The sequence below is a fragment of the Microbacterium jejuense genome (genome assembly GCF_039544225.1).
GTDB lineage: Bacteria > Actinomycetota > Actinomycetes > Actinomycetales > Microbacteriaceae > Microbacterium > Microbacterium jejuense.
The window spans coordinates 59,712-73,916 of record NZ_BAABLG010000005.1 but is presented as its reverse complement, the minus strand read 5'-3'; the positions used below and the strand labels follow the sequence as shown (position 1 = coordinate 73,916).

Annotated in this window: 10 protein-coding genes; 8 read left to right on the top strand and 2 right to left on the bottom strand. The window is 72.4% G+C overall.

Annotation, left to right across the window (positions count from 1 at the left end; translation table 11 throughout):
- The first annotated feature begins 57 nt into the window (after window positions 1–57).
- The gene (locus ABEA46_RS10035) at window positions 58–1,611 is read left to right on the top strand and encodes a hypothetical protein (protein WP_345544372.1); all 1,554 of its coding nucleotides are present in this window, start codon (window positions 58–60) and stop codon (window positions 1,609–1,611) included.
- A 76-nt stretch (window positions 1,612–1,687) separates the two neighbouring features.
- Here ABEA46_RS10035 and ABEA46_RS10030 read toward each other — a convergent pair whose 3' ends face one another.
- Complete coding sequence (locus ABEA46_RS10030; protein WP_345544370.1) at window positions 1,688–2,767, bottom strand: LacI family DNA-binding transcriptional regulator; 1,080 nt, start codon at window positions 2,765–2,767, stop codon at window positions 1,688–1,690.
- A 60-nt stretch (window positions 2,768–2,827) separates the two neighbouring features.
- On the opposite strand from ABEA46_RS10030, the gene ABEA46_RS10025 reads away from it, so the two are divergent.
- Complete coding sequence (locus ABEA46_RS10025) at window positions 2,828–4,057, top strand: MFS transporter (RefSeq protein WP_345544369.1); 1,230 nt, start codon at window positions 2,828–2,830, stop codon at window positions 4,055–4,057.
- Between the two features lie 183 nt (window positions 4,058–4,240).
- On the opposite strand, the gene ABEA46_RS10020 is transcribed toward ABEA46_RS10025, so the two are convergent.
- Window positions 4,241–5,554, bottom strand: a complete 1,314-nt coding sequence (locus ABEA46_RS10020) for a MinD/ParA family ATP-binding protein (RefSeq protein WP_345544367.1) — start codon at window positions 5,552–5,554, stop codon at window positions 4,241–4,243.
- A gap of 206 nt (window positions 5,555–5,760) precedes the next feature.
- On the opposite strand from ABEA46_RS10020, the gene nucS reads away from it, so the two are divergent.
- The 6 genes from nucS to ABEA46_RS09990 all read left to right on the top strand — a co-directional run bounded on the left by nucS (window position 5,761) and on the right by ABEA46_RS09990 (window position 14,196).
- Window positions 5,761–6,456: an endonuclease NucS gene (gene nucS / locus ABEA46_RS10015; protein ID WP_345544365.1), complete on the top strand. Its 696-nt coding sequence runs from the start codon at window positions 5,761–5,763 to the stop codon at window positions 6,454–6,456.
- A gap of 103 nt (window positions 6,457–6,559) precedes the next feature.
- Window positions 6,560–9,490: a glycosyl hydrolase gene (locus ABEA46_RS10010; RefSeq protein ID WP_345544363.1), complete on the top strand. Its 2,931-nt coding sequence runs from the start codon at window positions 6,560–6,562 to the stop codon at window positions 9,488–9,490.
- A 54-nt stretch (window positions 9,491–9,544) separates the two neighbouring features.
- The gene (locus ABEA46_RS10005) at window positions 9,545–10,063 is read left to right on the top strand and encodes a MarR family winged helix-turn-helix transcriptional regulator (RefSeq protein WP_345544361.1); all 519 of its coding nucleotides are present in this window, start codon (window positions 9,545–9,547) and stop codon (window positions 10,061–10,063) included.
- A 10-nt stretch (window positions 10,064–10,073) separates the two neighbouring features.
- A complete protein-coding gene (locus ABEA46_RS10000; RefSeq protein ID WP_345544359.1) occupies window positions 10,074–10,772 on the top strand; it encodes an HAD hydrolase-like protein in 699 nt (232 codons plus the stop codon).
- Window positions 10,769–12,040, top strand: a complete 1,272-nt coding sequence (locus ABEA46_RS09995) for a hypothetical protein (RefSeq protein ID WP_345544357.1) — start codon at window positions 10,769–10,771, stop codon at window positions 12,038–12,040. The genes ABEA46_RS10000 and ABEA46_RS09995 overlap by 4 nt, the downstream gene beginning before the upstream one ends.
- 74 nt (window positions 12,041–12,114) lie before the next feature.
- Window positions 12,115–14,196 carry a bifunctional lysylphosphatidylglycerol flippase/synthetase MprF gene (locus ABEA46_RS09990; protein WP_345544355.1) on the top strand — a complete coding sequence of 694 codons (2,082 nt, stop codon included), beginning with the start codon at window positions 12,115–12,117 and terminating at the stop codon, window positions 14,194–14,196.
- Window positions 14,197–14,205: the final 9 nt, after the last annotated feature.

Genomic DNA, 14,205 nt, shown 5'->3' with positions numbered 1-14,205 from the left:
CAGGTGACGAACGAACAGAATGGATGCCGGCGGCCCGCGCCGTGCCAGAGTGTCAGGGTGAGTGGCATTGAGACCCGTCGACGCGGTGAGGTGCCGCGGTGGACGCGGGAGCTGCTGGGCTGGGCGGTCGCCGCCGCCGTCGCGATCACCGCGGTGGCCGTGGTCGCGGCGTCCCCGCGGTCGGAACTGCTGTTCCGCGACGGCGATTCGCTCGTGACCACCCTGGTCGTGCACTCGCTCGCGATCGGCCAGCCGCAGGACTGGGCGATGTCGTCGGTGCTGTTCCTGCCCGAGATCGCCGTGCTCTGGATGCTGTCGCTCCTGGGCCTCGGCATCAACGGCACGCTCGCCCTCGCCGGCGTCGTCAACGTGCTCGCGCTCTACGGGGCGCTGCGCGTCGCCGCGGGATCGGCGCGCACCCGCGCCCCCATCGCCGGCGCCCTGCTCGCACTGGCGGGGTTCGCGCTGCTCGCGGCGACCGAGGGCTCGCCATCGCGTGATGCGCTCGAACTCGCCTCGCTTCTCACCACCACGACGTACTACAGCGCGACGGTCGTGGCTGTCGTGCTGGCGGTCGGCCTCGCGCGCCGCGCACTCGATCGCCCCGATGTTTCACGTGGAACGCCCGCGGCGCGGGGCCTCGTCGCGGCGCTCGCGCTCGTGGCCGCGGCATCCGTCCTCACCAATCCGCTGTTCGCGGCGTGGGCGACAGTCCCGCTCGGCGCGGTGCTGGTGATCGTCGCGCTGCGCCGCCCTGACGCGTGGTGGCCGGCCGGGGCGCTCGTCGCGGGATCGGTCATCGGCTACCTCGCCAGGATGCCGCTCGCCCACCTCATCGCGAACACCGGCGCCGGCTACATCGATCCCTCGCAGTGGCTCGCCTCGCTCGACTATTACGGCGCACTGCTCGCGGACCGATGGCGTGAGCCTTGGGGGGCGGCATCCATTCTCCTCCTCGTGCTGCTGTGGGCCTGGAGCATCGTGGCCACCGTGCTGCTGGCGCGTCGGGGCACGTCCGGCGCGGCCGTCGTCGCCGCGTGCGGCTGGGTCATACCGCTCCTCGTGATCGTCGGCGCGGTCGCGCTCGGCACGCATGCGGCTCGGTACCTGCAGCCCGCCGTGTTCGCGCCGCTGCTCGCACTCACCGTGGTGCCGGGACTGCTGCCGGACCGGATCCCGGTGACACGACTGATGCCGGCGGTCGGGGCGGCCGCGCTGGCCCTGGTGGCGGCCGTGGGACTCGGCATCCCTTCGCTGGTGACCGCTGCGACCTCCCCCGATACCGACCTCGATTGCGTCGTGCGCTGGGCCGAGCAGTCGGGGCGCACCGGCGCCGGGCAGTTCTGGACGGTGAGGCTGCCCAAGACGCACCTCGCCGACCCGCGCGGGCTCGTGCAGGTCGACCACCAGCTGCGCGGCTACGCGTGGCTCGTGAACCGCGACGACTTCGCGGTGGGCGAGGTGACGTTCCTCGTGATGGATGCGCAGTCGCCCGCGTTCGAGCTGCCCGCCGGCGTGAGCCCGTCGGACGCCGAGCTCACCTCATGCGGTCGCTACACGATCGCCGACTTCGGCGACCTCTTGCTGCCGATCGGCCCGCAGCGTTCCTGAACCGGACACCCCTCGCTCGCCCGACGACCGGCGGTGATGTCGCGCTCTCAACCGCCGGGGCGGCGCAGCCCCGGGATCACTCCGGCGCGGGACCGGACGTGTTCCCCTCGCGGAACGTGCACGTGAAGCGGATGGATGCGGCGGGCCGGCCCTCCAGCATCGCGGCGACGGCGGCGCCCGCGGCCCGGCCCTTGTCCGTGGCCGGCTGCACGGCGGTGGTGAGGTCGTACGGCGCGAGGCCGTCCACGACGATGCCGTCGAAGCCGGTGACGCTGACGTCTTCGGGCACGCGCAGCCCCGCCTCCTCGGCGGCGCGGATCACTCCCGCAGCGAGCAGGTCGCTCTGCGCGAGCACGGCTGTCGGCCGGCGCTCGGGGTCGGCGAAGATCTCCCGGCCCGCGGCGAGACCCTCGTCGATGAAGCTTCCGGCGGCGGCGTATGCGGGAGCGTCGGGGAACACGTCCAGCGCTCCGGCCAGCCGCTCGCGCGTGACGTCGACCGTGATCGCGGTGTCGTCGCCGATCCAGGCGCGCTCCCAGTCCACGCGCGCCGGGAGGGTGACGACCGCGACGCGGCGGTGGCCGAGCGCCCGCAGGTGGCTGGCGAGCTGGCGCTGCGCTTCGCGGTTGTCGAGGTCGATGCGGGGCACGTCGCCGCCGGCGTCGCCCTCGATCACGACCACGGGGATGCCGCGCGCCTTGACCATCTCGAGAGACTCGCGGAGCATGCCGCTGCAGCCGATCAGCACGGCGGCGTCCAGCGGAGCGGTGGTGAGCGACGGACCGGCACCGGGAACCATGTCGGTCGCCGCAGGCTCGTGGTCGCGCAGCAGCAGCAGCCCGGCTCCGAGCGGGGTGACCGCGTCGGCGAGGCCGTCCATCATGAGCGTCTTCACGGGGTCGAGGAAGGCCTGGCCGAGGTGCTCCTCGAAGACCACCCCGACGATGCCCGAGCGGCCGCGTCGCAGCGATGCCGCGCGGGGGTCTGGCCCGGTGTAGCCGAGGGCGGCGGCGGCATCGAGCACGCGACGACGGGTCGCGTCCGAGACCGGGGTCTTGCCGCTGAACACGACGGACGCCGTCGACGGTGAGACGCCGGCCTCGCGGGCGACGTCCGAGATCGTGGCGCGGCGGGTGCCGGGGTCGTTGCGGCTCATGTCGTCCTGATCGTAGCCCGTGCCCGGCATCCGGTCGAATCGATTCGGTAAGGTGTCCGGATGGACACCGCGCTCACCCGTCGACAGCTGGTCGCCTGGCGTACCGCCATCTTCACGATCTTCCTCAGCATGGGCGTCGGCTTCGCGTCGTGGGCGTCGCGGCTTCCGGCCGTCAAGGACGACCTCGGCATCAACGACCTGCAGGTGGGCGTGCTCCTGTTCGTCTCCGGCGCGACCTCGATCGTGGGCCTGTCGCTGGCCAACGTGATCGTCGCGCGATGGGGGGCGCGTCGCGGCATGTTCGCGACGATCATCACCTTCGGGCTCGGTGTCGTCGTCGCGGGCGTGGGCGTGGAGTTCGTCGAGTCCTACATCGTCACCGCCGTGGGCCTGGGGCTCATGGGTCTCGGCATGAGCGCCACCGACGTCATGATGAACGTCGAGGCCGCCGCGGTCGAGCAGGCGTTCGAGCGCACGCTCATGCCGCTGTTCCATGCCTTCTTCAGCCTCGGCACCGTCGTCGGCGCCGGGCTGGGCGTCGCGATGGCCGCCGCGGGCATCGGCGTCGGCTGGCACCTGACCGGCGCCGGTGTGCTGGTGGCCGTGGCCGGACTGCTCTCGCTGCGTGCCGTGCCGGTGCGCGAGAGCATGCACGACGACGCGGCGACCACCGTCACGCGGCGCGAGCGCTTCGCAGAGGTGCTCGCGGTGTGGCGCGACCCCCGCACCTACGCCATCGGGGCCATCATGCTCGGCATGGCCTTCGCTGAAGGCAGCGCGAACGACTGGCTCACGATCGCGATGGTCGACGGCCACGCGCAGACCGAGCCGGTCGGGGCCGTCGCCCTGACGGTGTTCTCGGTCGCGATGACCACGTTCCGCATCCTGGGCGGCCCGCTGGTCGACAGGATCGGTCGCGTGTGGTCGCTGCGCATCCTGTCGATCGCGGCCGGCATCGGGCTCGTGATGTTCATCCTCGCGCCGAACCTGCCGATCGCGTTCATCGGCATCGCACTGTGGGGCGCCGGCGCCTCGCTCGGCTTCCCCCTGGGCATGTCGGCGGCGGCGGACGACCCGCGCAAGGCCGCAGCCTCGGTCTCGGCCGCGGCGACCATCGGCTATCTGGCGTTCCTGTGCGGTCCGCCGATCCTCGGCTGGATCAGCCACCAGATCGGCATCCTGCCGACGCTGTGGATCATCGTCGGCCTCATCGCGATGTCGGGACTGGCCTCGGGGGCGGCCAAGCCGATCGCCGGCTCGAAGGTGGGCGCCGGGCACGCCCACCACTGACCCGCACTGTCGCGTCGAGAGGATGCCGGTCCGCCGGCATCCCGAGCCAGGGAGTTCAGGCGTCGAGCCAAGGGGTCCATGCCGAGACCCGGGGCGGGGCCCCCGGTCTCACCGCGGATGCCTTGGCTCGGCGAGACCGGGGAATCCACCGGCCCGGGCGCGGCGCAGGGATGCCGCCAGAGGTCAGAGCCGGTCTGCCACCGTCGCCGCGACCGTGAGCCACGCGTCGCGCGTCTCGGGAGCGAGCGCGTCGAAGTCGATGGGACCGCCGTCCACGAGCGAGGGATCGAACGGCGCCTTCACGACGGCCGAGGTCACCTGCTCGAAGTGCTGCGCCAGGCGCGCCTCGAGCTGACGGTCGGGGCGCGATGACGGCGCCGTCAGCACCGTGACGGCCTCGTCGATCTTGCGGCCGAAGCCCTTCTCGCGCAGACCGTCCAGCAGCCAGGCGGCACTGGCCGCGGTGTCTTCGCGGACGGTCGACACGATGACGAGCTGGTCGGCGGCGGCCACCGCGGCGACCCAGTTCGACGCGCGCATGTTGTTGCCCGTGTCGACGATCATCAGGCGGTAGTAGCGACGCAGGAGCGTGTGCAGTCGGTCGAAGGCCGCCGAGTCGATGGTCGAGGAGGCCGCAGCGTCCTCGTCCGACGCGAGCACGTCGAAGCGCGCGTCGACCTGCGTGCGCACGTAATGGTCCAGCGCGGCCAGACTCGAGCCGCGGAAGTTCGAGGACTCGTCGAGGTCTTCGAGCAGGTCGACGGCGGTGCGGTGGTGCGGTGCGTTCTGCGCCCGCCAGCCGAGCGTCCCGCGGGTCTCGTTGTTGTCCCATGCCAGGGTCGCCCCGCCGCGCAGCCTGCCGAACGTCGCGGCCAGCAGCAGCGTGCTCGTGGTCTTGTGGGCGCCGCCCTTCGGGTTCAGGACGACGATCGTGCGGGGGGCGTCCAGCCGGCGCTGGACCCGCTTCTCGCGGTCGAGGCGCGACCGCTCGGCGCGCCCCGGCGCGGGAGAGATCAGGCCGCCGGTGGCGCGGCGCACCGCGCCCTGCCAGCCTTCGGTGGCACGTGCGCGGGTCGTTCCGCCGCGCGAATCGAGCAGGTCCTGCACGGTGGGACGCGCCTCGGGTTCCGGCGCGGGCGGCGCGGTCGCGGGCGACACCGCTGCCGCCGCGGCCGACACCGGCGTCGGCGCGGTGCGGGTCGGCACCGCCTCCGCCGTGGCGACGGCATCCTCGGTCACGACCTCGCCGGACTCGAGTTCCTCCGCGTACGTGCCGTCCGGGTGGACGACGAGCGGCCAGCGAGAGGAGCCCTCGACCAGCGTCGCGTGCGCGGGCTCCCCCGCCGAGGCGGCCAGCTGGCGGATCTCTTCCACGACCCGATCGCGCAGGGCGAGGCTGTCGGGGGCGACGACCTCGGCCACGTCGGTGCCGACGTGGAGTTCGGCGACGGTGCTCGACAGGATGTGCACTGTCGCGTCGGGCAGGCGTGAGTTCATCGGTTCTTCTCCGGCGATGAGGCGTGTGAGCGGGGCAGGGGGCCCGCGGGCAGAAGGTGGCGGTGACCTGCTCATCGACCCGTCGGGATCGGAGCGTCGACCGTCGTCGCTGATGCGACACTGACACTCACGCTATCCGACGAGCCTGCGGGCAAGCTGAGGCGCGGTCCCGCCGGCGGGACCGCTGGCCGGGCTAGGCTCTTCGGGTGCGTCTCGTCATCGCCCGCTGCTCCGTCGATTACACCGGGCGGCTCAACGCCCACCTGCCGCTCGCGACCCGCCTGCTGGTGCACAAGGGCGACGGCTCACTGCTGGTGCACTCGGACGGCGGTTCGTACAAGCCGCTCAACTGGATGAGCCCGCCCTGCCGGCTCGATGTCGAGGAGCCCGACGAGGAGTCCGCCTCGGCGGGTGTGCTCGAGCACTGGCGCGTCACCCACGCCAAGACCGGCGATGCGCTGCTGGTGCGCATCTACGAGGTGCTGCACGACTCGTCGCACGAGCTCGGCATCGACCCGGGCCTGCAGAAGGACGGCGTCGAGGCCGACCTGCAGCGCCTGCTGGCCGAGCAGGTCGATGTCATCGGCGAGAATCTGACGCTCGTGCGCCGCGAGTTCCCCACCGCGATCGGCCCGGTCGACCTGCTGCTGCGCGACCCCGCGGGCGGCACCGTCGCCGTGGAGGTCAAGCGCCGCGGCGACATCGACGGCGTCGAGCAGCTCACCCGCTACCTCGAGCTGCTCGGGCGCGATCCGCATCTCGCGCCGGTCACCGGCGTGTTCGCCGCGCAGGAGATCAAGCCGCAGGCGAAGGTGCTGGCCACCGACCGTGGCATCCGGTGCGTCACCCTCGACTACGAGGGAATGAAGGGCATCGAGTCCGGCGCACCCCGGCTGTTCTAGTCCGGGCGCGCCGCCCTTGTGACGGCGGCATCCACTCTTGTGTTTTGTCTCTCTGACAGTACATACTGTCGCTGAGACAGTTCTTGAGAATGGATGCCGCGCAATGACGCTCGACGACTTCCGGCGTGAGATCGCCGTCCCCGCCATCGAATTCCGCCCCGAGCTGCGCTGGTGGCTGGCCGAAGGCCTGCACACCGACGCGACGCTGCGACGCGAGATCGAGGACGCGCACCGCCTCGGCTTCGGCGGCATGGAGTTCCTCGCGATGGACGAGGGCGCGATCGACCACGCGCGCTACGGCTGGGGCTCGGAGGAGTGGGTGCACGACTCGCAGGTCGTGGTCGAAGAGACGACACGGCGCGGCATGTCGGTCAGCTTCACGTCGGGCACCAACTGGTCCAACGCCAACCTGCCCACGATCGACCCCGACCAGCGGGCCGCGGCGCAGGAGCTGGACGTCGTGCACGAGACGCTCGCGTCCGGCCAGGCGCGCGGCGGGACGCTGCCGCGCATCGACCTCGACGCGCCGATCCCCGAGACCACGCTGCCCGGCCATCGCGGTGCGGTGCGCGACCAGTACCTGGCGGCCGTCGTCGCCGCGCGCGTCGCGGGCGACGGGCTCCTCGACGCGTCGTCGCTCGTCGATCTGACCGGCCTCGTCGACGCCGAGACCCTGGACTGGACCGCGCCCGAGGGCGACGGGGAGTGGCGCCTGTTCGTCTACTGGGTGCACGGCACGGGCCAGACCGCGTCGCCGTCGGCGAGCGTCAATTACACCGTGAACTACCTCGACCGCGACGGCGTCGACGCCGTGATCGCCTACTGGGACGAGGTCGTGCTGACGCCCGCGCTGCGCGCCGAGGTCGCGCGCAACCCGCGCGCCCAGATGTACATGGACTCGCTCGAGCTGTCGACGTACGGCGCCGGCGGCATGTTCTGGGGGTTCACGGTCGCCGACGAGTTCCGCGCGCGCCGCGGCTACGACATCGTGCCGTGGTTGCCCTTCCTCACGCGCGACGCGCCCTTCATGGCGGTGTCGACGGTGTACCACCACGAGCCCGCGGACGAGGCCGACCGCCGGACGATCGAGAAAGTGCGCTTCGACTACGTGCGCACGCTCACCGACCTGTACATCGAGAACATGCTGCGGCCGTTCGCGACGTTCCTGCACGAGGTCGGGATGACCCTGCGCTCCGAGATCAGCTACGGCCTGCCGTTCGAGCTCACGCGTCCGGGGCCCGAGGTCGACGGCATCGAGACCGAGTCGCTCGAGTTCGGCGCGCAGATCGACGCCTACCGGCTGCTGGCGGGGCCCGCGCACCTGTTCGGCAAGCAGTACTCCTCCGAGACCGGGGCGACCACCCGCAACCACATGCTCGACCACCGCTTCTACGACCAGATCATCGCGACGCAGCTCGCGGCGGGCATCACCAAGACCGTGCTGCACGGCTGGGCGAGCCCGGCCGGGGCCGAGGGCGTCACCGAGTGGCCGGGCCACGAGGGCATGTGGCCGATGTTCTCGGAGCGGTTCGACACGCGACAGCCGGGATCGGAGTTCTACCCGCTGTGGACCGCCGCGATCGGCCGCCTGCAGTACGCGCTGCGCCGCGGGCGCCCTCGCATCGACGTCGGGATCCTGCGCACCGACCACTTCACCGACAACCTCATCGGCATGGCGCTGATCGGGCCGGACGGCGAGCGGATCCCCGACGAGGTCGCCTACGGCACGATGTGGATGCGCGACCGCGAGAACCACTGGTGGCAGGACCTCGGCATGCAGGACGCCGGCATCACCTACGAGTTCTTCGACGGCTCGCTGCTGCAGCGCGATGACGTCTCGTTCGACGGCGACGAGGTGCAGCCCGACGGCCCCGGCTACCGCGCGCTCGTCGTGTACCAGAGCACGCTCGACGCCGACGTCGCCGCGCACCTGCGCGACTGGGCGCGCCGCGGGCTGCGCGTCGTCATCGTCGACGGCGCGCGCGAGGTCGAGTCGCTGATGGCCGGGCGCTTCCGCACGCACGAGGTGGCGGCATCCACCACTCCCGGCCTCGACGGGCGCGACGACGAGCTCTCGGCCGTCATGACGGAGCTGCGAGGGATGCCGGGCGTCCGGGTGGCCGCGCCGTCCGGCGTGGTCGCCGCACTCGACGACCTCGGCGCGGGCGGGCGGGCCCGATTCGTCGACGACGACCGGCACGTGCTCACCCATCTGCGCGAGGATGCCGGGCTCGCGGTGCTGTACGCCTACCACTTCCTCTACGAGACGACCGAGCCCACCACGGTGCGCATCGGCCTGGAGGGGACCGGCGCGGTGCATCGCCTGGACGCGTGGACCGGCGAGCTGCGCCCGCACCGCGGCGTGCACATCGACGGCGACCGCACCGTGGTCGAGCTGACGCTGGCGCCCGGCGAGGTCGCGATCGTGGTGCTCGACCGGTCGGCCGAGGCCGCCGGCTCCCCCGCGCCGACGCCCGTCGAGGTCGCCCGCGCTGAGACGTGGCGACTCGTGGTCGAGAGCTGGGATGCCGGCCAGCCCGAGGTGCTGAGCGAGGACCGCGGCCTCGGCTATGTCACGCGGGAGGTGCGACCGACCACGGCGATCACCCGGCTGGACGCCGGCGAGGTCGGCCTGGAGCCGTGGTCGCGGCTCGACGGCGTAGGCGCGGACGTGTCGGGTGTCGGCGAGTACACGGCGGCCATCACGGTGCCCGAGCTCGTCACCGGGGCGAGGTACGTGCTCGACCTGGGGTCCTCGTGCGGCGGGCTCGGCTCGGTGCGGGTCGGCGCCGGCCCGGTGCGCGGCTTCGACACCGCGCATCCGGTCGTCGATGTGACCGCCGACCTGCGCGCCGGGGACAACGTCGTCGTGGTGCGGGTGTCGAGCTCGCTCAACAACCGGCTCCGCGCGCGCGGCTACTATGAGCGCGTCCCCGACATCGGTGCGCAGCTCACCGGCGAGGAGCGCATGCAGCACGCGATCGTGCGCGAGTACGGACTCACGGGTCCGGTGCGGCTGCTGCGCGAGGACTGATCCCGCGCCCCGCCGCCGGTACGTGCCGCGCCCAGCTGAGAGGAACCAGACGACATGGCCCGAGGTGACGTCGACAGCGACGCCTCCGCAGACCTCAGCGCGGTGATCGGGGGCGACCCGCTCGACCTTCGGCTCTCACTCGCCTCGATCGTGCACTGGGCCGACAGCACGGCGGTGCGCCGCGACGTCATGGCGAAGGTGGCGTTCCCGATCGACGACATGGGCATGTTCCTCGTCGTCAACCAGCTGTCGTACAACGGCGCGATGCGCCCGGTCGAGCTGTCGCTCGCGCTCGGCATGACCGCCACGAACATGAGCAAGATCGTGGGCCGCCTGGTGCAGGCGGGCCTCGTGGTGCGGGTGCCGGCGCCGGACGACGACCGCGGTGTGCTGGTCGCGCTCACCGACGACGGCCGGGTCATCGGCGAGCGCATCATGGCCGTCGCCGAGGCGAATCTGCGCCTCGTGCTGTCGGACTGGTCGCCCGACGAGGTCGCGGACCTGCGCCGCACCATGGCCCGGCTCGCGCGCGTGCACCGGTCCGTCTCGGAGCGGCGGGCGGGCTCCGCTTAGGCTGGAGGGCATGCCGAGCCGATCTCCGTGGACATGCATCCTGTGGGACGTCGACGGGACGATCGTCGACGCGTCCGACGGGATCCTGCGCCGCCTCACCGTCGCCCTGGAGCACTTCGGCAAGCGCCCGCCCACGCGCGCGGAGCTCGTGCACTGGATCGGGCCGCCCATGTTCGAGTCGTTCCAGGTGAACGTCGGCATGACCCCCGAGCAGGCCGCCGAGGCGGTCCGCTTCTACCGCGGGCTCAACAAGATCGACGGCTACGCGACCGGTGCCAAGCTGTTCCCCGGCGTCGGGGAGCTGATCCGGGATGCCGCGGCCGCCGGCATCCCGCAGGCCACCGCCAGTTCCAAGCCCGAGGTGCAGGTCGTCGCGCTCATGGAGCATTTCGACCTGACGACCTCGTTCACGGCCATCGTGGGCGCCTCGCCGGACGAGAAGACCCTCAGCAGCAAGTCGGACGTCATCGCCGAGGCGCTGCGCCGCCTGCAGGCGGCCGGAGTCGACACGAGTCGCCCCGTGCTCGTCGGCGACCGGCACCACGACGTCGAGGGCGCGGCCGAGCACGGCGTGCCGGTGATCTTCGTGCGCTGGGGATTCAGCTGGCCGCACGAGTCCGAGGGTGCGCAGGCCGTGGTCGAGGACATGGACCAGCTGCGTGCGCTGCTGCTGTTCGGCGAGCCCGCCGAGGCGCTCGAAGGCCGATGACTGATCCCGCCGCCACGTTCCTCGGCTGGCTCGTGCCGGCCGTGGTCGTGTTCGGCGTCACGGCGATCGCGATCGCCGTGATCGTGTGGGCGGTGCGCCGAGCCCGTCGCTCGCCGCGTGCCCGGGCGGCGGCCGAGCAGGTCCGCGCCCAGGCGGGCAGCACGCTCGTCAAGCTCGACGACGAGGTCGGCGAGCTCGAGCTCGAGGTCGGCCTGTCGGGCGCGCTCTACGGCGGCGATGCACCCGCGTCGCTGCGGCGCGCGCGGATGACCGCCCAGCACGTGCGCGACGACGCGTTCGACGACTACCGCGAGATCAGCGCACCGGGCGTCGCACCCGCCGAGATCCGCCGCGTCGCTGCCCGCATCGACCGCCGCGCCGGCGAGGCGCTCGGCATCGTCGCCGCCGCACGCGCCGAGCACGGCGCCTGGGTGCGCGCGAACGTGTCGGCCGCGGGTCAGATCGAGGCCGCCCGCCGGCGTCTTGCCGATCTGCGCGCTTCGATGGGCGACCCGGCGGCGCTCGTCGCGGAGCTGTCGTCGCGCTTCGCCGAGGACGAATGGCGGGATGCCTCGCACTCCGCCCGTGCGGCCCTCGCCGAGGTCGCCGAGGCGGGCCGTCTGCTCGACGCCGCGGCCGACCGCGCCGCCGACCCGTCGCTGAGCGCGCTGCCCGATCTCGCCGCCGCCGAACGTGCGCTGCGGCAGGCCGAGGGCGACGCACGCCACCTCGAAGAGACGCACCGCCTCGTGCTGCAGGCCGCGCAAGCCGTGCCCGACGAGATCGCGGCGGCCCGCGCGGCCCTCGCTTCGGCCTCGCACACGCGCGGCAGCCTCGAACCCGCCGACGCCGAACGGCTCGGCGCCGAACTGCACGCCGTCGAAGCCGAACTGAACCGCGTCGAAGGGGATGCCGCCCGCCACCCCACCCGCACGGTCGACACCATCGCGCGCCTGCGCGGCCGGCTCGACCTCGCGCTCGGCGACGCCCGGACCTCGCAGCAGCGCCTGCGCGGAGCCCGGACCGCGCTGCCGGGCACCCTTGCGGCCGCGCGCGGCGCGATCGCCCAGGCCGAGGCATCCATCGCCCATTCGCGGGCCGGCGCCGACGCGCGATCTCGCCTGCTCTCGGCCCAGCACGAGCTCGCCCAGGCGCGCCAGACGACCGACCCGGTCGAGGCGATCGACGCCGCCCGCCGCGCGCTGCGCGATGCCGAGGACGCCAAGGCCCTGGCCGACTACGCACGGCTCGCCTCGCCCGGCCGCTGATCGCGACCGCCGCCCGATCAGGCACCTTACCGAGATGCCTGGGTCCGCCACGGCCCTCTCGCTACCCTGAACGCATGAGCGACGCTCCGACGACCGCGACGAACCGGGTCCTCGCGGTCGTGTCGAGGATCCCCGCGACCCTGGCCATGGTCGGCGCGATCCTCGTCGCCGGGGTCATCTGGCAGGGGCTGTGGCGGCCCTTCGAGGACTCTCCGGTGTTCGCGGCGGTCGCCTACGGACTGCCGGCCTTCGAGGCCGGCAGATGGTGGACGCCGTTCACCGGCACCTTCTTCGTGAACCAGCCGTGGGTGTATGCGTTCACGATCACGAGCTTCGTCGGCATGGCCTACCTCGAGCTCCGCCGCGGCTCCCGCGTCGCCCTCGCCTACTACTGGGTGGGGCAGCTGTTCGCGATCTGCGGGACGGCGCTGCTGCTGTGGCTGCTGTCGATGTTCCCGTGGGCCTGGGCGAGCACCGAGGCCGCGGCGCTCGACGTCGGCGCCTCGGGCGGCACGATGGCGTGCATCGCCGCTGCCGTCGGACTGTTCCGGGCACCCTGGCGCGTGCGCGCCTGGCTGGTGCTGCTGGGCACGGTCTTCGTGGCGATGCTGTTCTGGGGCGCACTGGCAGATCTCGAGCACCTGATGGCCGTGCTGCTGGTCCTGTTCGTCGACCGGTCGCTGCGCATCCACCGCACCACGATCCGCGAGCAGCGCCTGATCGCGTTCATCGCCGTGCTGGTGCTCGGCGCCGTCGAGGTCATCACGCTCATCGTGCCCACCGACGGACCGTTCGGCCCCACCGAGCCCGCGTCGGGCGGCTTCATCGACATCGCGATCGACGCGGTCGTGATCCTCGTCGTGGCCAACGGCCTGCGTCGAGGGCGGCGGTGGTCGTGGATCGTCGCCATCGTCCTCGCCGCCGTCAACATCCTGACGGCCGCGCTGGTGGTCGTGCTGATCATCCTCACCAGTGAGCGCCAGCTCGAGACGACGATCGACAGCGAGACCGAGCTGTCGCTGGCGAGCGGTGTCATGTGGCTGCTGATGCTGATCTACCTGATCTGGGTGCGCCGGGCGTTCCGGGCCCGCCGGAAGTCGCGCATCGGGCGTCAGCCGGCGCCCGCCGTGGACGACGTGGTGGGGATGCTGCATGCCCACGGCGGTGGCACGCTGTCGTGGATGACGACGTGGGAGGGCAACACCTACGCACGTACGGCCGACGGAATCGTCGCCTACCAGCGTCGCGCGGGCGTGGCCCTGGCGCTGGCGGACCCGCTCGGCCCCGAGGCTTCGCGTGCGGCATCCGTCGACGAGTTCATCCACGATGCCGAGCGCGCCGGCCTCATCCCGTGCTTCTTCAGCGCGAGCGACGCGACGCGCGCGGCGGTGCCGTCGTCGTGGCACAGCATCGTCGTGGCGGACGACACGATCGTCGACCTCGAGGGCCTGGAGTTCACCGGCAAGCGCTGGAACTCGGTGCGCACGTCGCTCAACCGCGCGGGTCGCGAAGACATGACCTTCCGCATGACGCATCTGAAGGACGAGCCGTGGGGCGTGCAGCAGCAGCTGCGCGCGATCTCGGAGCTGTGGGTCGGCGACAAGGACCTGCCCGAGATGGGCTTCACGCTCGGCACCCTCGTCGAGGCCGAGAGCCCGGAAGTGCGGCTGGCCCTCGCGATCGCGCCGAACGGCGATGTGGACGGGTTCCTGTCGTGGCTGCCGGTGTACGGCGGCGACGGTCGTGTCCGCGGCTGGACCCTGGACCTGATGCGCCGCCGCGACGGCGGGTTCGCACCGGTGATGGAGTTCCTGATCGGCTCGTCGGCGAAGCTCTTCTCCGACGAGGGCGCCGAGATCATGTCGCTGTCGGGCGCACCCCTCGCGCACGACTACCCGCCGGACGCCGGCATGATCGCGGCGCTGAGCGAGCGGCTGGCCGACGCGCTCGAACCCGTCTACGGGTTCCGCTCCCTTCACCGCTTCAAAGAGAAGTTCCACCCCCGGTACGAGACCATGTACCTGCTGTACCGCGACGAGACCGACCTCACGCGCATCGGCGGGGCGCTCACCCGGGCGTTCCTGCCCGACGCGACGCTGCGCCAGTTCGCCGGCGCCGGCCTCGAGCTCGTGAGAGGCGAGAGCGGCGGCGGCTGAGCGCAGCGC

Coding starts and splice junctions, on each gene's coding strand:
- ABEA46_RS10030 (WP_345544370.1), bottom strand. CDS start 2,767: ATGAGCCGCAACGACCCCGGCACCCGCCGCGCCACGATCTCGGACGTC.
- ABEA46_RS10025 (WP_345544369.1), top strand. CDS start 2,828: ATGGACACCGCGCTCACCCGTCGACAGCTGGTCGCCTGGCGTACCGCC.
- ABEA46_RS10020 (WP_345544367.1), bottom strand. CDS start 5,554: ATGAACTCACGCCTGCCCGACGCGACAGTGCACATCCTGTCGAGCACC.
- ABEA46_RS10010 (WP_345544363.1), top strand. CDS start 6,560: ATGACGCTCGACGACTTCCGGCGTGAGATCGCCGTCCCCGCCATCGAA.
- ABEA46_RS10005 (WP_345544361.1), top strand. CDS start 9,545: ATGGCCCGAGGTGACGTCGACAGCGACGCCTCCGCAGACCTCAGCGCG.
- ABEA46_RS10000 (WP_345544359.1), top strand. CDS start 10,074: ATGCCGAGCCGATCTCCGTGGACATGCATCCTGTGGGACGTCGACGGG.
- ABEA46_RS09995 (WP_345544357.1), top strand. CDS start 10,769: ATGACTGATCCCGCCGCCACGTTCCTCGGCTGGCTCGTGCCGGCCGTG.
- ABEA46_RS09990 (WP_345544355.1), top strand. CDS start 12,115: ATGAGCGACGCTCCGACGACCGCGACGAACCGGGTCCTCGCGGTCGTG.